26 protein-coding genes, 3 tRNA genes and 1 other RNA gene are annotated in these 20577 nt (G+C 65.2%); 13 read left to right on the forward strand and 17 right to left on the reverse strand.

Features of this window, described 5'->3' with window-relative positions:
* Positions 1-2: 2 nt before the first annotated feature.
* Entirely contained in the window at positions 3-227 is a 225-nt protein-coding gene (locus ACP693_RS10845) for a ribbon-helix-helix domain-containing protein (protein WP_426016917.1), read from the reverse strand.
* On the reverse strand, positions 224-631 hold the full coding sequence (locus tag ACP693_RS10850) for a YbaY family lipoprotein (protein ID WP_426016916.1): 408 nt from the start codon (positions 629-631) through the stop codon (positions 224-226). Before ACP693_RS10850 ends, ACP693_RS10845 begins: the two co-directional genes overlap by 4 nt.
* A gap of 106 nt (positions 632-737) precedes the next feature.
* Here ACP693_RS10850 and ACP693_RS10855 point away from each other — a divergent pair, with 106 nt between their 5' ends.
* On the forward strand, positions 738-1622 hold the full coding sequence (locus ACP693_RS10855; RefSeq protein WP_426016914.1) for a DMT family transporter: 885 nt from the start codon (positions 738-740) through the stop codon (positions 1620-1622).
* A gap of 4 nt (positions 1623-1626) precedes the next feature.
* Here ACP693_RS10855 and ACP693_RS10860 read toward each other — a convergent pair whose 3' ends face one another.
* Positions 1627-1815, reverse strand: a complete 189-nt coding sequence (locus tag ACP693_RS10860) for a DUF4169 family protein (RefSeq protein WP_426016913.1) — start codon at positions 1813-1815, stop codon at positions 1627-1629.
* Positions 1816-1817: 2 nt separating this feature from the next.
* Entirely contained in the window at positions 1818-3065 is a 1248-nt protein-coding gene (locus tag ACP693_RS10865; protein WP_426016911.1) for a patatin-like phospholipase family protein, read from the reverse strand.
* Positions 3066-3216: 151 nt separating this feature from the next.
* Between ACP693_RS10865 and ACP693_RS10870 the strand changes: the two genes are divergently transcribed.
* Together ACP693_RS10870 and ACP693_RS10875 are read left to right on the forward strand one after the other, a co-directional pair.
* On the forward strand, positions 3217-3456 hold the full coding sequence (locus ACP693_RS10870) for a DUF2171 domain-containing protein (protein WP_425983728.1): 240 nt from the start codon (positions 3217-3219) through the stop codon (positions 3454-3456).
* Positions 3457-3557: 101 nt separating this feature from the next.
* Complete coding sequence (locus tag ACP693_RS10875; RefSeq protein ID WP_426016909.1) at positions 3558-3944, forward strand: YccF domain-containing protein; 387 nt, start codon at positions 3558-3560, stop codon at positions 3942-3944.
* Positions 3945-3947: 3 nt separating this feature from the next.
* Here ACP693_RS10875 and ACP693_RS10880 read toward each other — a convergent pair whose 3' ends face one another.
* Together ACP693_RS10880 and fumC are read right to left on the reverse strand one after the other, a co-directional pair.
* Positions 3948-4679, reverse strand: coding sequence for an AAA family ATPase (locus ACP693_RS10880; RefSeq protein ID WP_426016908.1), 732 nt, complete (start codon positions 4677-4679; stop codon positions 3948-3950).
* Positions 4680-4683: 4 nt separating this feature from the next.
* The gene (gene fumC, locus ACP693_RS10885) at positions 4684-6075 is read right to left on the reverse strand and encodes a class II fumarate hydratase (RefSeq protein WP_426016907.1); all 1392 of its coding nucleotides are present in this window, start codon (positions 6073-6075) and stop codon (positions 4684-4686) included.
* 87 nt (positions 6076-6162) lie between these two features.
* Between fumC and ACP693_RS10890 the strand changes: the two genes are divergently transcribed.
* The gene (locus ACP693_RS10890) at positions 6163-6792 is read left to right on the forward strand and encodes a peptidylprolyl isomerase (RefSeq protein WP_426016905.1); all 630 of its coding nucleotides are present in this window, start codon (positions 6163-6165) and stop codon (positions 6790-6792) included.
* Positions 6768-7148, forward strand: a complete 381-nt coding sequence (locus ACP693_RS10895; RefSeq protein ID WP_426029325.1) for a RusA family crossover junction endodeoxyribonuclease — start codon at positions 6768-6770, stop codon at positions 7146-7148. Before ACP693_RS10890 ends, ACP693_RS10895 begins: the two co-directional genes overlap by 25 nt.
* 6 nt (positions 7149-7154) lie before the next feature.
* On the opposite strand, the gene ACP693_RS10900 is transcribed toward ACP693_RS10895, so the two are convergent.
* The 3 genes from ACP693_RS10900 to miaA all read right to left on the reverse strand — a co-directional run bounded on the left by ACP693_RS10900 (position 7155) and on the right by miaA (position 8984).
* A complete protein-coding gene (locus ACP693_RS10900; RefSeq protein WP_425983737.1) occupies positions 7155-7628 on the reverse strand; it encodes an SspB family protein in 474 nt (157 codons plus the stop codon).
* Positions 7629-7733: 105 nt separating this feature from the next.
* Positions 7734-8101: a transfer-messenger RNA gene (ssrA, locus tag ACP693_RS10905) on the reverse strand.
* A 10-nt stretch (positions 8102-8111) separates the two neighbouring features.
* The gene (gene miaA, locus ACP693_RS10910) at positions 8112-8984 is read right to left on the reverse strand and encodes a tRNA (adenosine(37)-N6)-dimethylallyltransferase MiaA (RefSeq protein ID WP_426016902.1); all 873 of its coding nucleotides are present in this window, start codon (positions 8982-8984) and stop codon (positions 8112-8114) included.
* A 74-nt stretch (positions 8985-9058) separates the two neighbouring features.
* Between miaA and ACP693_RS10915 the strand changes: the two genes are divergently transcribed.
* Together ACP693_RS10915 and ACP693_RS10920 are read left to right on the forward strand one after the other, a co-directional pair.
* Positions 9059-10126 (forward strand): Mrp/NBP35 family ATP-binding protein, encoded by a 1068-nt coding sequence (locus ACP693_RS10915; protein ID WP_426016900.1) that lies wholly within the window; start codon positions 9059-9061, stop codon positions 10124-10126.
* A 78-nt stretch (positions 10127-10204) separates the two neighbouring features.
* On the forward strand, positions 10205-11302 hold the full coding sequence (locus ACP693_RS10920) for an NADH:flavin oxidoreductase (protein WP_426016898.1): 1098 nt from the start codon (positions 10205-10207) through the stop codon (positions 11300-11302).
* Positions 11303-11321: 19 nt separating this feature from the next.
* On the opposite strand, the gene ACP693_RS10925 is transcribed toward ACP693_RS10920, so the two are convergent.
* Together ACP693_RS10925 and ACP693_RS10930 are read right to left on the reverse strand one after the other, a co-directional pair.
* Entirely contained in the window at positions 11322-11642 is a 321-nt protein-coding gene (locus ACP693_RS10925) for a YbjQ family protein (protein WP_409716096.1), read from the reverse strand.
* 9 nt (positions 11643-11651) lie between these two features.
* Complete coding sequence (locus tag ACP693_RS10930; protein WP_426016897.1) at positions 11652-12179, reverse strand: dihydrofolate reductase; 528 nt, start codon at positions 12177-12179, stop codon at positions 11652-11654.
* 57 nt (positions 12180-12236) lie between these two features.
* Here ACP693_RS10930 and ACP693_RS10935 point away from each other — a divergent pair, with 57 nt between their 5' ends.
* On the forward strand, positions 12237-12824 hold the full coding sequence (locus ACP693_RS10935) for a hypothetical protein (RefSeq protein ID WP_426016895.1): 588 nt from the start codon (positions 12237-12239) through the stop codon (positions 12822-12824).
* On the opposite strand, the gene ACP693_RS10940 is transcribed toward ACP693_RS10935, so the two are convergent.
* The 4 genes from ACP693_RS10940 to ACP693_RS10955 all read right to left on the reverse strand — a co-directional run bounded on the left by ACP693_RS10940 (position 12821) and on the right by ACP693_RS10955 (position 16159).
* Positions 12821-13138: a phosphoribosyl-ATP pyrophosphohydrolase gene (locus ACP693_RS10940; RefSeq protein WP_426016893.1), complete on the reverse strand. Its 318-nt coding sequence runs from the start codon at positions 13136-13138 to the stop codon at positions 12821-12823. The genes ACP693_RS10935 and ACP693_RS10940 overlap by 4 nt on opposite strands.
* Before the next feature lie 4 nt (positions 13139-13142).
* Entirely contained in the window at positions 13143-14000 is an 858-nt protein-coding gene (locus ACP693_RS10945) for an alpha/beta hydrolase family protein (protein ID WP_426016891.1), read from the reverse strand.
* Positions 14001-14024: 24 nt separating this feature from the next.
* Positions 14025-14882: a thymidylate synthase gene (locus tag ACP693_RS10950; protein ID WP_426019574.1), complete on the reverse strand. Its 858-nt coding sequence runs from the start codon at positions 14880-14882 to the stop codon at positions 14025-14027.
* Between the two features lie 734 nt (positions 14883-15616).
* Positions 15617-16159 (reverse strand): DUF924 family protein, encoded by a 543-nt coding sequence (locus ACP693_RS10955; RefSeq protein WP_426016889.1) that lies wholly within the window; start codon positions 16157-16159, stop codon positions 15617-15619.
* Between ACP693_RS10955 and ilvC the strand changes: the two genes are divergently transcribed.
* Positions 16158-17216, forward strand: a complete 1059-nt coding sequence (gene ilvC, locus ACP693_RS10960; RefSeq protein WP_426016887.1) for a ketol-acid reductoisomerase — start codon at positions 16158-16160, stop codon at positions 17214-17216. The genes ACP693_RS10955 and ilvC overlap by 2 nt on opposite strands.
* A gap of 39 nt (positions 17217-17255) precedes the next feature.
* Here ilvC and ACP693_RS10965 read toward each other — a convergent pair.
* Positions 17256-17332: transfer RNA gene (locus tag ACP693_RS10965), tRNA-Pro, on the reverse strand.
* Positions 17333-17533: 201 nt separating this feature from the next.
* On the opposite strand from ACP693_RS10965, the gene ACP693_RS10970 reads away from it, so the two are divergent.
* The 4 genes from ACP693_RS10970 to ACP693_RS10985 all read left to right on the forward strand — a co-directional run bounded on the left by ACP693_RS10970 (position 17534) and on the right by ACP693_RS10985 (position 18814).
* Positions 17534-17607, forward strand: a tRNA-Gln gene (locus tag ACP693_RS10970).
* A 122-nt stretch (positions 17608-17729) separates the two neighbouring features.
* Positions 17730-18245 carry a Dps family protein gene (locus ACP693_RS10975; protein ID WP_426016885.1) on the forward strand — a complete coding sequence of 172 codons (516 nt, stop codon included), beginning with the start codon at positions 17730-17732 and terminating at the stop codon, positions 18243-18245.
* A gap of 73 nt (positions 18246-18318) precedes the next feature.
* Complete coding sequence (locus ACP693_RS10980) at positions 18319-18681, forward strand: hypothetical protein (protein WP_426016884.1); 363 nt, start codon at positions 18319-18321, stop codon at positions 18679-18681.
* Between the two features lie 48 nt (positions 18682-18729).
* Positions 18730-18814, forward strand: a tRNA-Leu gene (locus ACP693_RS10985).
* Positions 18815-18975: 161 nt separating this feature from the next.
* On the opposite strand, the gene ACP693_RS10990 is transcribed toward ACP693_RS10985, so the two are convergent.
* On the reverse strand, positions 18976-20550 hold the full coding sequence (locus ACP693_RS10990) for an amino acid permease (RefSeq protein WP_426016882.1): 1575 nt from the start codon (positions 20548-20550) through the stop codon (positions 18976-18978).
* Positions 20551-20577 lie beyond the last annotated feature (27 nt).

Genomic DNA, 20577 nt, shown 5'->3' on the forward strand with positions numbered 1-20577 from the left:
CGCTACGCCTGTCGTCCATGACCCGCCACCCAGTCCAGCGCCAGCAGGCGACAGGCGGAGGCGAGGGGGCGGCGGCCGCGATTGGCGTCGATCTCGGCCAGAAGCTGAGCCTTGCTGAGTTCACGTGCGGCGGCGATCCGGTCCAGAACGGCCCAGAACTCGGGCTCCAGCGCGACCGAGGTCGCATGACCCGCCAGGGCGACCGAGCGTTTGCTCAGGCTGCTCAACGCGCGGACTTCAACACGATCTCGGCCGAGGCCGGTGCGCCATTGGTTAGAATGGCGTGGCGGGTGTCTGTGACGAAGACAAGAGCGCCGGCCGCGTCGCGGAATTCGGCCCGCGCGGCATAGGTGCGACGGGGATCGATCTGAGACGTCGGGAAGCCCAGGGTGACGCGATAGGGCGGGGCGCCGGTCAGTGGCTCGCTGGTTTCGGCGAGCACCTGCGCCGGGGCGTCGGCCAGGCTGACATCCTCGACCTTAACCGTCAGGACATGGCCGGGCGGCAGCATGATCCGCTCGCGATAGGTGGCGGTCACGTTCACGACGGTCGTTCCCGTCGTCATGTCCGGTGCGGTCGCGCAGGCGGCCAGAACCAGGGCGGCGGGCAGGATCAGGGGGGCGTTTCGCATGACGATCTCCTTTGTGGGAGACAGTGTGTCACACTCCGGCGCAAGACGTGAGCGGCGCCGCCGGCTTTGCGATGATAAGCGAACTGTCCGCCGCCGGAGATCGACCTTGAGCCGCCCTTTCACGATCGCCGCCATCGCCATCTGCGCCCTGATCTGGGGCACGACCTGGTATGCGATCACCCTGCAACTGGGGCCGGTCGATTCGATCGTGTCCATCGTCTGGCGGTTCGGTCTGGCGTCGGCGGTCCTGTTCGCCTTCTGCGCCGTGACGCGACGGCCGTTGCGCCTGACCCGGCCCCAGCATCTGGCGGCCATCGGGCAAGGCGCCTTCGTCTTCGCGGTCAGCTATGGCTTCGTCTATGCGGCCGAGGGGCAGGTCGCGTCGGCCGTAGTCGCGGTGATCTTCGCCGCCCTGGCCTTCGTCAACCTGATCCTGTTCCGGCTGATGGGCGGACAGAAGGCGGCGCCCGCCGCGTGGATCGGCGCGGCTCTGGGCGTCATGGGTGTGGGGGTGCTGTCGTACGGTCAGATCACGGCGGCCGGCGCAGGCCTTAATCCCGGGCTGGGGGTCATCTTCGCCCTGACCGCCGTCCTGGCGTCGGCCTTCGGCAACTGGTTCGCCTGGAAGGGACAGCAGGCCGGCGCGCCGGTTATGGCCGCCACGTCCTGGGCCATGGCCTATGGCACGGCGATGCTGGCGCTGTATGGCCTGGCGACCGGCGTGACGTGGCGGATCGAGCCGACGCCGCACTATGTGCTGTCGCTGCTCTATCTGTCGCTGTTCGGGTCGGTGATCGCGTTCGGCCTGTATTTCACCATCGCGCGTCAGCGTGGCTATGCCCTGGCCAGCTACATCTCGGCGCTGACGCCGCCCATCGCCATGCTGGTGTCGGTGTTTTTTGAAGGTGCGCGTTTTGGATGGAGCGCACTGATCGGACTGGCGCTGGTGCTGGCGGGGCAGGTGATGCTGATCCGTGCGCCCAAGACCTGAGGCGTCAGTCGTCCGACTTCGGATCGCGCTTCTGACCGTCCAGCAGCTTGTCTGCCCGATGACGTTCCAGAGCGGTCAGCGTCTTGTCGGCCTTGGTTCGACCGTGGACGACGCGATTGGCGGCGGTTTGGGCTTTGTCCACTGCCTTGGCGCGCGTCTTTCGCGCCCGGTTCAAATTGACGATCTCGCCCATGATCAGTTCTTCGGCGGCTCTGCCGGCGTTTCTGCGGGCGTGGGCGGCGGCGCCAGCACCGCCGGCACCTGCGAGTCCGAGATGGTCGTCTGGGGGATGAAGGGCTGGTTCGCCGGACGCTCGCCCAGCCGGGTCCAGGCGTCAGGGCCGAGCCCGCGCTGGCGACCCAATTCGAACATGGCGGTCATGGTCTCCTGGTCGAACTTGAGGCTTGAGGCGGCGACATTGTCGGGAATGGCCGACAGGGCCATGTCGAGGCCGTTGCGCCGCGCGAAGGCCGCCGTCACCGCTAGATGGATGCGCAGCGACGACTTGCTCATGCTGTCATAGGTCCGCGCCAGGATGCCGGACAGACGGCCCGGCGTGACGCCGTCGTTGCGACCGACCTGACCGTTGACGATGACATAGAGGGCGCCGACACGCCCCTCGTCCTCGGGCCGGGTCCAGAGCATCAGGTCTTCCGGTATGGCGAGGAAGGGCGTGTTGACCCCGCCGTCGACGTGCATTTCCAGCACGACCTTGTCGTCATCCTGAAGCCCCGCGATCAGCACGGGCGGAAAGACGCCGGGGATGCTGGCGGACGCGACCAGAACCTCCTTGAACAGTTCGCGGGCGTTGTCGTCGCCCTGGGCGGCCAGCAGGCCCATGTCCCAGATGACGGTCTCCTCGCTGTCCAGGTCCGTCGTGGCGACCAGCAGCCGACGGCCCTTGGCGTTCTCGCGGGCGACGGCCTGCATCAGTTCGGGCGTGACGTTCTCGTCCACCAGGTTTCGCAGCGCCTGCGACGAGAACAGGCTGGGGTTCAGGAAGGCGGCGAAACTGCGCCAGCTCAGCAAATTGTTCGCTCCGCCGCTGGTGTAGGCGTGCTGAAGCTCGTCATCCCATTCCGAGCCCAGGAAGGCGAAGGGGGCGGCGAGGGCGCCGGTGCTGACGCCGGTCACCACGTCGAACACCGGACGATCCCCATGCTCGGTCCAGCCGACCAGAAGCCCGGCGCCATAGGCGCCGTTGGCCCCGCCGCCGGACAGGGCCAGGATCGAGGTCGGATGATCGGGTCGCAACCGTTCGCCGATTTCACGGGTGAAGGCCTGCAAGCGTGCGCTGTCGTTGGTGCGAATGCGGGGATCCTCGGCCTTGACCAGAGTGCCGTCGGTGATCCTGAGCGGTCCAGTCGGCCGATCAAGCGTGCCGCACGCCCCGAGCGCCAGGGCCATGACGATGCCGAACAAGCCCGATCCGATCCGCCGCATACGCTTGTTTCCAACCTTGTCTGGAGGAAAACTCCTTACCGCGCCGGGGCGGCGCCTGTCATCACATCAGAAAACAAGCGTCGCGGTTTGAAACCCGCCCTGACGCTACGTGTTCTCACCGGCAGGACAAACCGCACTGTTGGAGACAGACATGGTCGACGTTTCGCTCATCAAGGAACACCTCGAAGTCGTAGGCTCGGACGGCGGCCACGTGGGACGTGTCGACCACGTCCTGGGCGACCAGATCGAGCTGGCGAAGCTGGATTTCGCCGGCGGCTTCAAACACCACCTGATCCCGGTCAGCTGGGTCGAGAAGGTCGATGACAAGCACGTCCACCTGAACCTGACCCAAGAAGACGCCAAGGCGCGCTGGTCGGAAAAGCCGCACTGATCACGGCGACTTAACGCGAATTCATCTAAGGCCCCGCTGCACAAGCGGGGCCTTATCGCTATCTAGGAGGCGTCGCATGAGGCGGTGCTGGAGCTTCGACCTTGATCCGCCTGATCCTGAATATCCTCTGGCTCATCTTCGGCGGCTGGATTTCCGGCCTGCTGTGGTTGTTCGGTGGAGCCATTCTGGCGCTGACCGTCGTCGGTCTGCCGTGGACGTTTGCGGCGTGGCGCATCGCCAGCTATTCGTTCTGGCCTTTCGGCCGCGAGGTCGTGTGGCAGGATGCGCATCCGGTGGCGGGCTGCCTGGGCGTCGTGCTGAACATCGTCTGGTTCGTCGTCGCCGGCTGGTACATCGCCCTGACGCATCTGCTGATCGCCGTCGTGGAGTTCGTCTCCATCATCGGCATTCCCTTCGCCCTGAAGGATCTGGAACTGGCCAAGCTGGCGCTGGCCCCGGTCGGCCGCACCATCCGGGACAAGGCCTGACGGTCAATCGAGGTCCATCAGGATGTCCAGCATCATCTCGCGCCGCGTCAGGAAGTTGCGCGTGACCTGATAATGATCGGTGTCTTCGTACTCGACCCGCTCAAGCCCGTGTTCCGACGCCTGATAAATCCAGGCGTTGGGATAGCCGAGCAGGATGGGAGAGTGGGTGGCGATGATCAGCTGCGAACGGGCGTTCACCAGCTCGTGTAGTCGGCTGAGGAAGGACAGCTGGCGGCTGGGCGACAGGGCCGCCTCCGGCTCGTCGAGGATATAGAGGCCGTCGCCGATGAAACGGTTGTCGAACAGGGCGAAGAAGCTCTCGCCATGCGACTGTTCGTGCAGGGATCGGTCACCAAACCGCTCGGCTTTGTGATCTTCCAGATAGCTGGCCGTGGTGAAGAAGCTCTCGGCCCTCAGGAAAAAGCCGTCCTGAACACGCTGCGGCGACCGCACCGGACGCACGAACTGGTGCAGCGGCGAATGGGATCTGCGCGTCTGGAACCGATGCTCCCGGCCGCCGCCCTCGGCGTTGAAGCCCCACGCCACCGCTAGCGCCTCAATCAGTGTGGACTTTCCAGACCCGTTCTCGCCGACCAGAAAGGTGACGCTGGGGTGGAAGGCCAGCCGATCCAGGCTGCGCACGGCGGGCAGATTGAAGGGATAGGCCTCGGCGTCCCAGCCGTCTCGGCGCTCGAAGATGGCTTCGATCCAGTAGGGACGCTCCAGCGCGGTCATGATGTCAGCCCGGCGAGATCATCTTCTCGGGACGCACCGCCTCGTCGAACTCCGCGTCGGTCAGATAGCCGCCGCCCACGGCTTCCTCGCGCAGGGTGGTGCCGTTCTTGTGCGCGGTCTTGGCGATCTTGGCGCAGGTATCATAGCCCAGCTTGCCGTTCAGGGCCGTGACCAGCATCAGCGAGTTGTTCAGGCCGCGTGCGATATTGTCCTCGCGCGCTTCGATGCCGACCACGCAGTTGTCGGTGAAGCTGATGGCCGCGTCAGCGACCAGGCGCACCGACTGCAGGAAGTTGTAGGCCATAACCGGGTTATAGACGTTCAGCTCGAAATGCCCCTGAGAGCCGGCGAAGGTGATGGCGGCGTTGTTGCCGAACACCTGGACGCAGACCTGGGTCAGGGCCTCGCACTGGGTCGGATTGACCTTGCCCGGCATGATCGACGATCCGGGCTCGTTTTCCGGCAGGGCCAGTTCGCCCAGGCCCGAACGCGGGCCGGAGCCCAGGAAGCGGATGTCGTTGGCGATCTTGAACAGAGATGCGGCGACCGTGTTGATCGCGCCGTGGGAGAAGACCATGGCGTCGTGCGCGGCCAGGGCCTCGAACTTGTTCGGCGCCGTGGTGAACGGCAGGCCGGTGATCTCGGCGATCTGGGCCGCGACCTTTTCGGCGAAGCCGACGGGGGCGTTCAGGCCGGTGCCGACGGCGGTGCCGCCTTGGGCCAGTTCCATAAGCTTGGGCAGGGTCTGTTCGATGCGCTCGATGCCGTTAGCGACCTGTTGCGCATAGCCGCCGAACTCCTGACCCAGGGTCAGGGGGGTGGCGTCCTGGGTGTGGGTGCGGCCGATCTTGATGATGTGGGCCCAGGCCGTGGCCTTGGCTTCCAGGGCGGCGTGCAGGTGCTTCAGCGACGGGATTAGGTCGTTGACCACCTGTTCGGCGCAGGCCACGTGCATGGCGGTCGGATAGGTGTCGTTCGACGACTGGCTCATGTTGACGTGGTCGTTGGGGTGGACCGGCTTCTTGGAGCCCATCTCGCCGCCCAGAATTTCGATGGCGCGGTTCGAGATCACCTCATTGGCGTTCATGTTCGACTGGGTGCCCGAACCCGTCTGCCAGACGACCAGTGGGAAGTGATCGTTCAGCTTGCCTTCGATGACCTCATTGGCGGCCTTGACGATGGCGTCGGTCAGGGCCGGATCCAGCTTGCCCAGGTCGCGGTTGGTCTCGGCGGCGGCGCGCTTGACGATGCCCAGGGCGCGCACGACCGGCAGGGGCTGTTTCTCCCAGCCGATCTTGAAGTTCCCCAGCGACCGCTGCGCCTGGGCGCCCCAGTAGCGATCTGCGGCCACTTCGATGGGGCCGAAGGTGTCGGTCTCTGTGCGGACGTTGCTCATGCGCGGAATCTCGTCTCTCAGGCGTGGCGATGGGTTGCGCGGCGGTGTAGCACGGGACGCATGCAGGGCAAGGCGAAGGACACGACAATGAAGGCGGGAATGATCGCGACGGCGGCGCTGCTGACGCTCGCATGCTGCGCGACGACTGCGCCCGATCCGCAGCATCCCCGCGTGGCGCTGGACACATCCGCCGGCCGAATTGTAGTGGCGCTGGACCCGGCCAGTGCGCCCATCAGCACTTGCAACTTCATCGGCTATGTCGTGTTCGGCGACTATGACGGCGGCAGCTTCTTTCGCACCGTCGTCCGGGCGACCAATACCGCCAACCCAAATCCAATAGACGTGATTCAGGCGGCGACCCCGCGCGGCAGCGACGACGCCTCACGGCCGCCCATTGCGCTGGAGCCAACGCGCGACACGGGGCTTCGCCATTTGGCGGGAACCGTTTCCATGGCGCGTGATGGACCCGATACCGCCACGTCCAGCTTCTTTATCGTCACCCAGGACACTCCGAGCCTGGACTACGGCGGCGCCCGCAACCCAGACGGCCAGGGGTTCGCCGCTTTCGGTTCGGTGATCGAAGGGCTGGACGTCGCGCGCCGCATTCAGGGGATGCAGGCAGACGCCGACGAAAAATTGACGCCCCCTGTGGCCATTCGCTCAGCCCGGCTGCTGGATCCTTCGCCGGCCGTCTGCACGGCGAGCGCGCGACCTTGACCGCCGGCTGGATCGGGACCAGCAAGGTTCGGGCCCGCGAGGATGGCGACGCCGTCGAGATCGTCATCGACGGTCTGACCACCCAGGCCAAATATTACAAGCCGTTGGTCTATGAGTTCATGCGCAAGGAATGGCGCGGCGCGCGGCCGTCATGGGGCGACCATGTCGTCGAGATCCGCATGGAGCATGTCGGCGAGCCGCCGTGGATGGATCTGGACAACCTGGCCAAGGCCCTGCTTGATTCCATCAAGGGCTATCTGTTCCACGACGACGCCCAGGTCGCGCGGTTGCTGGTCGAACGGCGCGAAGGCGAAAGAGAGCGGATCACGATCCGCTCCTATCCGCGACGGGACTGAAGACGGCTATTTTTTGCGGAACTGGTCCAGCGAGACGACCTTGGGACCTTCCGAGGATGGGTCGGTGTCCTGTGGCGGGATCGGCTCTTCCTCGACCTCTTCCAGAAGCTGCGGATCCTCGAACTGCAGCAGGAACTGGACGCTGGGGTCGTAGAACCGCGTGACTGCCGAATAAGGAATCACCAGGCTCTTGGGCATGCCGCCGAACCGCAGCTTGACCGAAAAACGTTCGGGCTCGACGCGCAGATCGTCGTACTGGTGCTGCAGGACTACCGTCATCTCCTCCGGGTATTTCGCCAGGATGTCGGGCGCGACGCTGACGCCGACGGCTCGGGTCTTGAAGGTGATGTAGAAGTGATGCGCGCCGGGCAGGCCTTCGGCCAGCACACGTTCCAGCGCCGCGCGCATGACGCCGCGCAGCGCCTCTTGCGCCAGCTGCTCGTAATGCATCTCATCGACCGGAGGGGCCTGGTCGCTCATCGTCACCTCGCAATAGAGCGCGACTGATAGACGTGCGGATGCGATGGCGAAAGATGCCTTGAGGGTTAAGCGAACCGATTTGTCGCCATACCGATGATTTGGAAAAGCGCCGGGATTCTGTTGCCAGGCTCCCGACAGGCCCCGCCCAAGGATCTGAACCCCTAGGACTTAAGATTCGAAATCACCCGAACCGCATTACGCGGCGAGAGCGACTTCTCCAGCGAAGTTATCGTTCGCAGTTAGAAAATGGCCCGATACGGTGGGCCAGGACGAGCGAAAGCAATCCTCTTTACACGTCCGTCGATGCTAGTCGGCCCCATGCTGCCTCCGCCGATAACGCGGGGAGAAAGTTGGTGGAGCCGCCGGGAATCGCACCCGGGTCCGGTCCGCTTATTACAAGCGCGTTTATCGCTATAGTCCGGCCGAAACCGGACACGGCCAATATAGGCGCTGACTGGATGCATTCCAAGCGCCGCTTTCAAGTCAGACGCGCGGCCAGTCCGGCGTCTGTTGACGAAACCAGGTCAACTGGCGTTTGGCGTAGTTCCGGGTGGCCTGTTTCAAAGCGGCGACGGCGTCGTCACGCTTGAGTGCTCCAGTCAGATAGTCAGCCAGTTCGCGCACGCCGACGGCTTTCATGGCGGGCAGGCTGCCAGATAGACCACGCGCGACCAAGGCGGCGACTTCTTCCACCGCTCCCTGTTCAAGCATCAGGTCCACACGAGCGTCACAGTTCTGATAGAGGCGCTGCCGGTCAGGCTCGACCACCTGTCCAGTCCAAGACCCGTATGGCAGCAGGGGTTTCGTATCGGCCTTCCAGTCGCTGAGCGATCGACCGCTGGCGGCGAAGACGCTCATGGCGCGCACCAATCTTTGCCGGTCGCCCCGTTCGATGGCGCGCGCAGCGTCGGGATCGGCTTGGGCCAGTCGCGCACGGAAGGCCGTCTCGCCCTCGATCGCATATTCCGCCTCGATTGCGTCACGCGTCGCCAGGGGGACGGGGGGAATGTCCGCCAAGCCCCGAGTGAGACTCATGAAATACAGGCCGGTGCCTCCGACGAGGATCGCCGAACGTCCATCCGCGCGAAGTTCGTCGAGTATGTCCAAAGCCGCGCGGCTCCAGCGCCCGACCGACCAGGCGTCGGCCGCGTCGGCGACGCCGTAAAGGCGATGATCGGCCTGAGCCTCGTCCTCAACGGACGGCCGCGCCGTCAGGATTCGCAGGTCGGCGTAAAGCTGCTGGCTGTCGGCATTGATGATCACCGCGCCGGTTTCACGCGCCATCTTAAGCGCGAGCGCCGACTTGCCCGAGGCGGTGGGGCCGGCGATCAGGGTGATTGAGGGCGGTTGGGACAAATCGTGGCTCGCGGGACGGGTTCGAGGGCGATAGAACGCGCGCATCATCGCCTGCAAGTCTTCTGGAGACCGCCTTGGTCGAACGCACCGCCGTCATCGCCGCCCTGGACGCGATCATCGATCCGGTTTCAGGCCGGGGTCTCGTGGCCGCCGGTCTGGTTCAGGGGCTTGTGGTGGCCGACGACCGCGCAGGCTTCGCGCTTGAGGTTGATCGCAGCCAGGCCGCCGCCTATGCCCCCGTTCGCGATGCGGCGGAGGCGGCGCTGAAGGCGCTGCCCGGCATGGCGCGCGTGTCCGTCATCCTGACCGCCGAGGCAAAGCCCGCCGCCGCGCCGCGCACCGCCGGTCTGTCCAAGGCGGCGGCCGACCAGGGCCGGGCCAAGGCCCCGGTTCCGACCGATCGCCCGGCGCATGTGCGCCGTGTCCTGGCCATCGCCAGCGGCAAGGGCGGGGTGGGCAAGTCCACGGTCGCCGTCAATCTCGCCGCAGCGCTGGCGGCGCGCGGGCTGTCGGTCGGGATTCTTGACGCGGATGTCTATGGGCCGTCGCTGCCGACCATGCTGGGGATCAGCGGGCAGCCGGCCTATGAGGACGGCGCCATCGTGCCGCACGTCGCCCATGGATTGAAGGCCATGTCGGTCGGCCTGTTGACCAAGATGGACGACGCCATGATCTGGCGCGGGCCGATGGCGTCCCAGGCCATCACCCAGATGTTGACCCAGACCCGTTGGGGCACGGCCGAGGCGCCGCTGGATGTTCTGGTGGTCGATCTGCCGCCCGGCACCGGCGACGTGCAACTGACCCTGATCCAGAAGACGCCGCTGGACGGCGCCGTCATCGTCTCGACGCCGCAGGAAGTGGCGCTGGCCGACGCCCGTCGGGCGCACACGCTGTTCCAGCGGGTCAATGTGCCGACGCTGGGCCTGATCGAGAACATGAGCGGTGCGGTGTTCGGTCAGGGCGGAGCCAAGGCCGAGGCCGAGCGGCTGTCGATCCCGTTCCTAGGCGATCTGCCGCTAGACGCCGCTCTGCGCGAAGGTGGTGACGCAGGCCGGCCTCCGGTTTCGGTTGATCCGTCGGGCGAAATCGCCAGTCAGTTCGGTACGATCGCCGACCGTATCGCAACTGCTCTCGACCTTTAGAAAATATCTGCGAGGGCGGGGTTTTCAAACGCAACTCTATTCGCCACCTTGGGTCTTGCCGATATCCAAGGAGATCCGATGAGCGTCGACGCCCTGTTCAGCCCATTCACCATCAAGGGGCTGGCACTGCCCAACCGCATCGTCATGGCGCCCATGACGCGGTCTTTTTCGCCGAACGGCATCCCGACCTCGGACGTCGCCGCCTACTATCGCCGTCGCGCCGAGGGCGGGGTGGGTCTGATCGTGACTGAGGGGACGGTCGTCGAACGACCGGCGGCGCGCAATGACGCCGCAGTCCCGGTCTTCCACGGCGAGGCCCTGCCGGAATGGAAGTCGGTGGTGGACGAGGTCCATGCGGCCGGCGGCCTGATCGCGCCGCAAATCTGGCACGTGGGATCGGCGCGGGGACGCGGCGACGACTGGACGCCGCTGGGCAAGGTCGACAGCCCGTCGGGCATGACCGCGCCGGGCAAGGCCAAGTTCGAGCCGATGACCGAAGAGGACGTCGCCGACACCATCGCCGCCTTCGGACGTTCGGCCCGTGCCGCCCGTGAACTCGGATTCGACGCCGTCGAGATCCACGGCGCCCACGGCTATCTGATCGATCAATTCTTCTGGGGCGGCCTGAATGCCCGTGAAGACCGCTGGGGCGGCCCGACCATCGCCGACCGCGCCCGATTCGGCGCCGAGGTGGTCAAGGCGGTGCGCGAGGGCGTCGGCGACGACATCCCCGTCATCCTGCGTCTGTCACAGTGGAAGCTGCAGGATTACACCGCCCGCATAGCCGAAACGCCGGACCAGATGGTCGAATGGCTGACGCCGCTATCGGACGCCGGGGTGGATGTCTTCCACTGTTCGCAGCGCCGTTTCTGGGAGCCGGAGTTCGAAGGTTCGGACCTGAACTTCGCCGGCTGGACCAAGAAGCTGATGGGCAAGCCGACGATCACCGTCGGATCCGTGGGCCTGGACGGCGAGTTCATCGCAGCCTTCGGCGGCGAAGGCTCCAAGCCCGCATCACTGGACGGTCTGCTGCGTCGACTGGAGAACGAGGAATTCGATCTGGTCGCCGTAGGCCGCGCCCTGCTGGCCGACCCTCAATGGGTCAACAAGATCCGCGACGGCCGTTCGGACGAACTGCGCAACTTCGATCGCGCGGACCTGATGACCCTGTCCTGACCCGATCGGTCGAGCCGGTTCAGGCCGGCTCGACGATCACGCCCGTGCCGTAGCACAGCACCTCGGTCACGCCGGGCATGATTTCGGTGGCGTCATAGCGGACGGCCAGGATGGCGTTGGCGCCGTGCTCGGTCGCGTGTTTGACCAGTTCGTCATAAGCTTCCTGACGCCCGGCTTCGGCCAGTTTCACATAGGCGCCGACGCGACCGCCCAGCATCGACTGGACCCCGCCGATGGCGTCGGAGATGGCGTTGCGCGACCGCACCGTCACGCCGCGCACCAGGCCGATATGGCGAGTGACGCGGAAGCCGGGCAGGTCGTTGGTGGTCGTGACGTACATCTGTCTCTCCTAGCGGCGTTCCAGCACGCGGAATGTGAAGGCGTGATCGTCCTTCTCGCCTGCCGGATGGGATTCCGAAGATACCTCGACCCAGGCCGTTTCGTCGAATGCCGGGAAGACGGCGTCGCCGTCGGGCGAGGCATCGACTTCGGTGATGTAGAGGCGTTTGGCGCGGGGCAGGGCGGCCTCGAACAGGGCGGTGCCGCCGATGATGCAGATCTCGTCCACGCCGTCCTCCTCGGCCGTCTCGCGCCCGATCTCGATGGCTTCGTCCAGGGTGGCGCAGACCAGGGCGCCCTTGGACATGCCGTCGGTTTCGTAGGACTCGTCTCGCGTCAGCACCATGTTGAGCCGACCGGGCAGGGGTTTGAGCGGCAGGCTCTCCCAGGTCTTGCGGCCCATCAGGCAGGGCTTGCCCACGGTGATGGCCTTGAACCGCTGCAGGTCCGAGCGCAGCCGCCAGGGCAGGTCGCCGTCGCGGCCGATGACGCCGTTGCTTCCGCGAGCGACGACCAGGGAAATGATGGGCTGGGGCAAGAACCTTGACCGTATCGATGCGTTGAAGTGGCCCATCCCATGGACGCGAGCCCTGTCATGAGCAAGTACATCCCAGCCATCGTCGTCGGTTTCCTGGTTGCGGTCCTTGTCAGCGGGGGCTTGGCCTTCTTCTTTTCGTCAGCGGGCGCAGACGCCGGCTATCTGCCGATGATGGTCGGGGCCTTCCTGGGTGTGTTCACGGCCTATATCATGGCCAATCTGGCCGGGACCAAGCTGGGCAAGGCCGCAACGCCGGAGCAGAAGCAGGCCGTGCTGGATTTCCGGCCGCAGTTCCATGATCAGGCGCTGCTGATCGTTTATCGCGAAGGCTTCGTGGGCAAGGCGGCGGGCATGGATCTGTCGGTGGATGATCTGTTTGTCGCCCAGTTGAAGAGCCCGCGCTTCACCGCCATTTCGGTCGCGCCGGGCGGCCACCAGCTGTCGATGGCGTTCGGCGGTCTGGCCGGAAAGCAGAATAAGCCGACGCTGGAGGGTTTCATCGCCGCGCCCGGCGACGTGATCGCCTTCCGCGCCACGATGCAGATGGGCATGATGAAGAACCGGATCGTGGTCGAACGCATTCAGAGCGACGACGCTCTGATCCAGCGTCTGAAGCCCATGATCATGATCGCGCCGGAGGCTTAGGCCCCGGCCGCGACATCGGTTTGCGGTTCCAGCCACTTCAGCCATTTGCGCTGCATGGCCTGATCCAGGTCGACACCGGCCCGAGCGCAGTAGATCAGCAGCATACCCAACACGTCCGCCGCCTCGTCGCCCAGCGCCTGAGCGTCGGGCGTGCCCCGCGCGCGGCCGGTCAGGCGCAGATGCTCGGCCGTCAGTTCGCCCAGCTCCTCCTGAAGTTTCAGCAGCGCCCAATCCCGGTCGCGGTCGATGCTGTGTTCGGCGGCGTAGATGTCGGAGATGCGCAGGACCGAAGCGGTCAGGTCTTTCAGGTCCATGTCTTCAGCGCCGCTCCACCGTGACGCCCTCTGCGGCGAAGGTCTGGAGCCGCGCGCGAGCGGCGGCGTCGTTCAGGGCATAGGCGTCGAGAAAATCCTCGGTCGCCTGGATGATCTGATCGAACCGCTCGCCGTCCGCCGTTCCGGGTAGTTGATGGTCCGCCCCGGAGAAGATCAGCAGGGTCTTGTCTCCGGCGGGACTGGCGTCGAAGGCGGCGCGATGATCCCGCCAGTCGTCGGCGAAACCCGGAACCAGATCCCGGTCGCCGGTGATCATCAACAGCGGACCGTCAAGAGTGCGATAGGTGTCAGGCGTCACGACATTGGGAATGTTCCCGGCCGAGGAAAAGGCGATCACACCCTTCACAGCCGGATCGCCCATGGGGCCTGCGACAGTCACCGCCCCGCCCTCGATCAGGGACATCAGCGAGCCGAAGGAATGGCCTGCCACGATTAGCGGCTTGCCCGGGTGGGCGTGTCTCGCCAGAGCGCGCGCTATTCCCAGGTCCAACAACCTCGTCGAGAAGGCTGCGCGGTTATCGTATTTCGCCTGTTCGGGATGGCGCAGGGAATCGACGTGCAGCGGCGCGATTACCGTAAACCCATGAGCGGCCCAGGCCGACAGCAGCTGCTGGTAGGCGGTGGGAGAACCGTTGTAGCCGTGGCTGAAGACCACCACGCCGCGCTCGTCCGGCGCGGTCCACATGCTGATCGGGATCGCACGACCGTCCGGTGCTGGGACTCTGGCTTGAGTTGGGGTGATCTCGGGCGTTGTGATGACGGATGAGATCGGCAACGCGAAGGCCGACGCTGTTGGCGCAGCCAGAATGACGAGACTGGTCAAGGCGGCACGGATCAGCATGGAAATGTCCGGAACGATGGGCGATCAGACGGCCACGGCCGCCTTGATGTGCGGCCAGGCTTCGTAGCCGTCGAGGGTGAAGTCGGACAGGTCGAAGGCGAACAGGTCGGTCTTGGGGGCGATGTGCATAACCGGCAATGGCAGGGGCTCGCGGGTCAGCTGGAGCTCGGCCTGGTCCAGATGGTTCAGATACAGGTGGGCGTCGCCGAAGGTGTGGACGAAGTCGCCGGGCTCCAGCCCCACGACCTGGGCCAGCATCATCGTCAGCAGGGCGTAGGAGGCGATGTTGAACGGCACGCCCAGAAAGACATCGGCGCTGCGCTGATACAGTTGGCAGCTCAGTTTTCCATCCGCCACGAAGAACTGGAACAGGCAGTGGCAGGGCGGCAGGGCCATGTCGTCGACATCGGCCGGGTTCCAGGCGGTGACGATGTGGCGGCGGCTGTTGGGGTTGGTCTTCAGCCCGTGGACCAGTTTCTCGATCTGGTCGATGACGCGGCCGTCGGGGGCGGTCCACGAGCGCCACTGTTTGCCATAGACCGGACCCAGTTCGCCGTCGGCGTCGGCCCATTCGTCCCAGATGCGGACGCCGTTGTCCTTGAGCCAGCCGATGTTCGTCTCGCCGCGCAGGAACCACAGCAGTTCGACGATGATCGAGCGCAGGTGCAGCTTCTTGGTCGTCAGGACGGGAAAACCCTTGGACAGGTCGAAGCGCATCTGGCGGCCGAAGACGCCCAGGGTGCCCGTACCGGTGCGGTCGTCGCGACGCACCCCATTGTCCAGGATGTCGCGCAGCAGGTTCAGATACTGCCGCTCGGGATGATCGGCGGGCGCGGCGGCGATGCGGGCCTGGACGTCGGCCTGAAGCGTGGCGTGGATCATCTGAACGGTCATGGTTTCAAGGTGCCTCAGAATTTGATTCGGGGTCGCGGCAAATCGGCGTCGTCCACAGGAATTGATTCGCTCGGACAGGGGTGATCGGCCTCGCGCTTTCGCTGCGAAGTTGGTGGAGGGCTGGACGGAGCGCCGGGCCTTCGCCCGGAGTGTGAGTTTGTAAGTACCGTTTCGACGAAGGGTTGACGCTCCGCGCGGCTGGTTGGCCTGCAAGCTCGAGGCGTCGAGCGGTGGCGGTCTTATCGCCTAACCCCATAAGCCTGCGACGGGTCGGCGGGGTCTGCGAAACCCCGTCCCGAGTGCGATCGAGTATCCCCCTCGACCCTCCGACACCGCTCCATGAGTCGATGTCAGCGCGGAGGGATTTCACCCCGGCTCCCGTTCCATCCGCTCCCGCCGCCGCAAGGTCGCAGGCCAAGCGAGCCCTCCATGCAACGGGACGGGTTTAGCATACGCCGGTTTCGAAGGGGGGGATGGGAGAACGGGGACATAAATCGGCAAGCGATTGGATTCGCTGCGAATGAACCAGCGTCATTGTGATGGCTGAGCGCGTTCTCCCTCCCCTTCATGGGGAGGGGCGGCGAAGCGGAGCGTAGCCGGGGTGGGGCAGTATGAAGCGTCTCCGCTGCCCTTACGGCCCCACCCGGATCGCTGCGCGATCGTCCCTCCCCATGAAGGGGAGGGAGAGGCGCCTGTGGGACTTTGGGAGGAGGCGGTGCGCTTCAGCCGCCGAAACCGCCTTCGTCCAGAAAGGCCTGTTCTTCTGCGGTCGTCTCGCGGCCCAGGGCGGCGTTGCGGTGGGGGAAGCGGCCGAAGCGGACGATGATGTCACGGTGGAGCTTGCCCCATTTCTCCAGCTCTTCGTCGCCGGCGATCAGGGTCATGTAGCGGTCCTGATCTTCGATCCGTTCGGAATGTTCGAAGGGCAGCAGGAGGAAGTTCTTCAGCTCGGGTTCGACCTGAAGATGAAGGTCGCGCGCCACCGCCTGATTGGTGAACATCAGGGCCAGGGGGTCGGTCGCGAACTGATGCGCCGTGCCGCGAAAGCTGTTGCGGGGATACTGGTCCAGCAGGATCAGCAGGGCCAGGGCCCCGTGCGGCGTCTCCATCCAGTCGTCCAGTTCGCGGCGCGCCGCCGCCCAATGGACCGCGCGGCCACGGTCGCGGAAATCGGCGTCGAACGCCTCGTCCTTCGCGAACCACTTTTCGGGACCGGCCTCTTTCCAGAAGGCGACGACGGAGGAAGGGGTTATGAAGACGGTCATGACCCAGACCTTATCCAATCCGCTGCCCGTCTTCCATGACCGCGACTGCGACCTTTCGATCATTCGCGGCAAGCGCGTGGCCATGATCGGTTACGGCAGTCAGGGGCGGACCCATGCGCTGAACCTGCGCGATTCGTCGGTGGCGGACATCGTCGTAGGTCTGAAGGCCGGGTCCAAGACTCGTGAGCTGGCGCGCGCGGATGGGTTCGCGGTGATGACGGCCGCCGAGGCCGCCGCCCGGGCCGACGTGATCGCGGTCATGACCTCGGACGAGGCGCATCGCGACCTGTGGCGCGACGAACTGGAGCCCAATGTGCGGCCGGGCGCGGCCCTGGTGTTCGCCCACGGCCTGTCGGTGCGGTTCGGCCTGGTCCAGCCGCGCAACGACCTGGACGTCATCCTGGCGTCTCCCAAGGGGATCGGGCCGCGCATCCGCGACCTGTACGAGGCCGGGGAGGGGGTCTTCTGCCTGTTCGGGGTCCATCAGGACGCGTCGGGCGGCGCACACGCCCTGGGCCTGTCCTATGCGGCGGCGCTGGGGTGTGGACGCAAGGGCATTCTGGAAACGACGATGCGGGACGAGTGCGAAAGCGACCTGTTCGGCGAACAGGTGGTGCTGTGCGGCGGGATCGCCGAACTGATCGATTCTGCCTTCATGAAGCTGGTGGACGCCGGTTATCCGCCCGAGGTCGCCTGGTTCGAATGTTTCTACGAGACCAAGCTGGTGACCGACCTGATGTACGAACGCGGAATCGCCGGGGCCTTCGCCAAGATTTCCAACACGGCGGAATACGGCGCCTATCTGACGGGCCCGCGCATCATCAACGCCGCGTCGCGCGAAGCGATGGATCAGGTGCTGGCCGAGGTTCAGGGAGGAGCGTTCGTACGCCGGCTGATGGCGGATTACGACGCCGGGTCGCCGGATCTGCTGGGGCGGCGAAAGGCGCTGGGGCTGCGGACCATCGAATCGGTGGGGGCGCATCTGAACGCCGTGGCGCGTCAGGCGATGGAGACGGCGGCGAACGACGATGATGAGAAAAGCATAGGCGGCGGGTGAAAACCCGCCGGCGCGCCGTCTACTTTTCTAAAGAGAAGATGGTCGGAGTGAGAGGATTCGAACCTCCGACCCCTGCGTCCCGAACGCAGTGCTCTACCAGGCTGAGCCACACTCCGACCGTGGGGGCTGGCCTGGCGGCGTCGCCCCGAAGTGAGGACGCGGCTTATAGCCATGGGTTCAGGAGGCCGCAAGCGTCCATTTCACCCCATCTTCCCGGTGCATGAAAATAGTCCTGAAAGAGGGTGTTGCATCCCAAAACAGCTTGGCGTATCTGACCGCCTCCGCCGCACAGAGTGCTTCGGAAACGCCGGTCCTGCTGGGGAATGGTGTAATGGTAACACTACGGTTTTTGGTACCGTCATTCTAGGTTCGAGTCCTAGTTCCCCAGCCATCCGCCGACAAAGGTCGGCGCCGCCGAACCACTTCACAGCTTCAGCATTATGATCTGCATCAGGGCTTCCGTTCGGTTGCCCGGCTTCCTAGCTTGACTGCAGACTGTTGAGGAGAACGACGATGGTGACCGCTCGTGAGAAGCGCCTTGCGCCGCTGAGAACGCCGACTGGCCTGTCGGAGGAGGCGACACGCGATATTTCGGCCGCGCTGACCACGCTGCTAGCCGATACGTTCGCCCTCTATATCAAGACCAAGAACTTCCACTGGCACGTGTCGGGGCCGCATTTCCGCGATTATCACCTGTTGCTGGACGAGCAGTCGGCGGAAATCCTGGCCATGACCGACCCGATGGCCGAGCGCGCGCGCAAGATCGGCGGCACGACGTTGCGCTCCATCGGTCAGATCGCCAAGGAATCACGCGTCGCGGACAATGACGCCGACTACGTCGATCCGCTGGACATGCTGGCCGAGCTTCGCGACGACAACGGCGAGCTGATCGCTCGGATGCGCGAGATTCACGACCTCTGCGACGAGCATAATGACATCGCCACCGCCAGCCTGCTGGAGAACTGGATCGACGAGAGCGAGAAGCGCGTCTGGTTCCTGTTCGAATCGGGTCGTCGCGGAAACGTCTGATCGAGGAACCGCTTCGCTTGCGCCGTCTTATGTATCGTCGATAGTCGATGCAGAGACGGCGCAGGAGAGGCGTGTGAGGCAGGGTTTGGTAATCTGCGGACTGGCGATGGTGAGCGCGCTGGCAGCCTCGCCGGCTTCCGCTGACATGTCCAAGGCGTTCGGCAATACGATCATTTCCCACTATCCAAACGGGCAGTGGGTGAAGCATTTCTTTGAGCCGGACGGGCGCTACACCTCGCAGTTTTCGGACGGGCGGCGGCTAGCGGCGCGGTGGTCGGCCGAGGGGGACAGGATCTGCCTAAGCGGCTTCAGCCCGCGTCAGATCTTACCACGCTTCTGTAGTCGTGTGGTCGAGGCCGATGTCGGCGACACCTGGCAGGCGCGCGATCCGCTGGGGCGGTCTATCCGCAACGAACTGGTCGCCGGGCGCCGCTGAGGTCTTGCTCTGACCGTCGTCACCCTCTAGAGGCGACGGCCTGCCCATGCGGATGTGGCGGAACTGGTAGACGCACTAGATTTAGGTTCTAGCGCCGAGAGGCGTGGAGGTTCGAGTCCTCTCATCCGCACCAAAGCAAAAAGGCCCCGGAGCGATCCGGGGCCTTTTCTTTATTGTTGGTCCTACCGCCCTTCGGGCTGCTTGAGGCCGGTCTTCGGGGCCTCGCTCCTGCGCGCGACTTGAGGGCGTGTTCCGGGGCTATCGCACCTGCGCAATAGGCCCCGGAACTTTCGCCTAGAGGATCGGCGGGACGGGCGGCGGCGGCAGGTCGCTGTCGGTCTCGTGGACCTCGATCAGGCCGCGACCCAGGTGGCTCTTGCGATAGCCATACAGGAAGTAGATCACCAGGCCGATGCCGCCCCAGATCGGCAGCACCATCTTGGCGTCGTGCGGCAGGTTCCAGAACAGGAAGGCGCAGCCGAAGGCCGACAGGGGCGCGAAGACCCAGATGAACGGCGTGCGGAACGGCCGCTTGCGGTTCGGTTCCTTGACCCGAAGGATCAGCACGGCCAGCGACACCATGAAGAAGGCGAACAGGGTGCCGGAGTTCGAGATGTCGGCCAACTGACCGACCGGGAACAGGGCGCCGCCGATGGCCACCGCGATGCCGGTTGCGGCCGTCACGATATAGGGCGTCTTCCACTTGGGGTGGATCTTGGTCAGGCCTTCTGGCAGCAGGCCGTCGCGCGCCATCACGAAGAAGATGCGGGTCTGGCCGTAGATCATCATCAGGATGACCGAGGGCAGGGCCAGCAGGGCGGCGGTGCCCAGGGCGTTGCCGATCTGCGGATGACCGATCACGCGCAGGACGTGGGCCAGGGCCTCGTTGGAGCAGACCAGAGCCTCGGCGTTGGCCGGCAGGGCGCAGGCGGCGATGAAGGCCGGCGAGCCGGGTTGCACCGCTTGGCCTGCCGCGCCGAGCACCGGCTGTGCGCCGATGGCGCCGGCTGCACCCAGGGCGACCAGCAGATAGAAGACGGTGCAGATGGCCAGGGAACCGATCAGGCCGATCGGCACGTTGCGTTGCGGGTTCTTGGTCTCTTCGGCCGCCGTCGAAACGGCGTCGAAGCCGACATAGGCGAAGAAGATCGAGGCGGCGGCGCCGACGATGCCCATGCCCGAAAACTCGCCGAACAGGCCGTTTGGCGCGAAGGGCGACAGGTTCGCCGTCTTGATCGCCGGCAGGGTGATGACGATGAAGACCGCCAGGGCGGCCACCTTGATCAGAACCAGCACGGCGTTGACGCGCGCCGATTCGGTCGTCCCCAGCATCAGCAGGCCGGTGACCAGCAGGGCCACGATGATGGCCGGGATGTTGACGATGCCGACCGAGAAGTCGGGCGTGGGAATGAAGCCGTTCATGGCCCAGGCGGGGCCGGCGGATAGGAGGTCAGGGAAGTCGAACCCTAGCCCCTGTTCTATCAACCCCAGGACATAGCCTGACCAGCCGACCGACACGGCGGACGCTGCGACCGCATATTCCAGGATCAGCGCCCAGCCGACCGTCCAGGCCAGCAGTTCGCCCATCACGGCATAGGTATAGGTGTAGGCCGAGCCCGAGACCGGGGCCATGGCCGCCAGTTCGGAGTAGCAGAGCGCCGCGACGGCGCAGACGGCGCCGGCGATGACGAAGCTGACCATCATGCCCGGCCCGGCTTTTTGCGAAGCCGCGGCCGTCAGGACGAAGATCCCGGTGCCGATAATGGCCCCGATCCCCAGAAGCGTCAGTTGAATAGGACCAAGCGACCGATGAAGAGATTTCTTCTCGGCCGTGGCAAGGATCGCGTCGAGCGACTTAACGCGCCACATAAAATACCCCCACGGTTTTGATACAGC

Source organism: Brevundimonas sp. TWP1-3 (genome assembly GCF_049896085.1).
Taxonomy (GTDB): Bacteria; Pseudomonadota; Alphaproteobacteria; order Caulobacterales; family Caulobacteraceae; genus Brevundimonas.

Bases quoted from the DNA above. Each gene is read 5' to 3' on its own strand.
- ACP693_RS10935 (WP_426016895.1), top strand. From the start codon at position 12,237: ATGAGCAAGTACATCCCAGCCATCGTCGTCGGTTTCCTGGTTGCGGTC.
- ACP693_RS10860 (WP_426016913.1), bottom strand. From the start codon at position 1,815: ATGGGCGAGATCGTCAATTTGAACCGGGCGCGAAAGACGCGCGCCAAG.
- ACP693_RS10925 (WP_409716096.1), bottom strand. From the start codon at position 11,642: ATGTACGTCACGACCACCAACGACCTGCCCGGCTTCCGCGTCACTCGC.
- ACP693_RS10950 (WP_426019574.1), bottom strand. From the start codon at position 14,882: ATGATCCACGCCACGCTTCAGGCCGACGTCCAGGCCCGCATCGCCGCC.
- ACP693_RS10870 (WP_425983728.1), top strand. From the start codon at position 3,217: ATGGTCGACGTTTCGCTCATCAAGGAACACCTCGAAGTCGTAGGCTCG.
- ACP693_RS10955 (WP_426016889.1), bottom strand. From the start codon at position 16,159: ATGACCGTCTTCATAACCCCTTCCTCCGTCGTCGCCTTCTGGAAAGAG.
- fumC (WP_426016907.1), bottom strand. From the start codon at position 6,075: ATGAGCAACGTCCGCACAGAGACCGACACCTTCGGCCCCATCGAAGTG.
- ACP693_RS10990 (WP_426016882.1), bottom strand. From the start codon at position 20,550: ATGTGGCGCGTTAAGTCGCTCGACGCGATCCTTGCCACGGCCGAGAAG.
- ACP693_RS10900 (WP_425983737.1), bottom strand. From the start codon at position 7,628: ATGAGCGACCAGGCCCCTCCGGTCGATGAGATGCATTACGAGCAGCTG.
- ilvC (WP_426016887.1), top strand. From the start codon at position 16,158: ATGACCCAGACCTTATCCAATCCGCTGCCCGTCTTCCATGACCGCGAC.
- ACP693_RS10945 (WP_426016891.1), bottom strand. From the start codon at position 14,000: ATGCTGATCCGTGCCGCCTTGACCAGTCTCGTCATTCTGGCTGCGCCA.
- ACP693_RS10940 (WP_426016893.1), bottom strand. From the start codon at position 13,138: ATGGACCTGAAAGACCTGACCGCTTCGGTCCTGCGCATCTCCGACATC.
- ACP693_RS10865 (WP_426016911.1), bottom strand. From the start codon at position 3,065: ATGCGGCGGATCGGATCGGGCTTGTTCGGCATCGTCATGGCCCTGGCG.
- ACP693_RS10975 (WP_426016885.1), top strand. From the start codon at position 17,730: ATGGTGACCGCTCGTGAGAAGCGCCTTGCGCCGCTGAGAACGCCGACT.
- ACP693_RS10920 (WP_426016898.1), top strand. From the start codon at position 10,205: ATGAGCGTCGACGCCCTGTTCAGCCCATTCACCATCAAGGGGCTGGCA.
- ACP693_RS10850 (WP_426016916.1), bottom strand. From the start codon at position 631: ATGCGAAACGCCCCCCTGATCCTGCCCGCCGCCCTGGTTCTGGCCGCC.
- ACP693_RS10890 (WP_426016905.1), top strand. From the start codon at position 6,163: ATGAAGGCGGGAATGATCGCGACGGCGGCGCTGCTGACGCTCGCATGC.
- ACP693_RS10880 (WP_426016908.1), bottom strand. From the start codon at position 4,679: ATGACCGCGCTGGAGCGTCCCTACTGGATCGAAGCCATCTTCGAGCGC.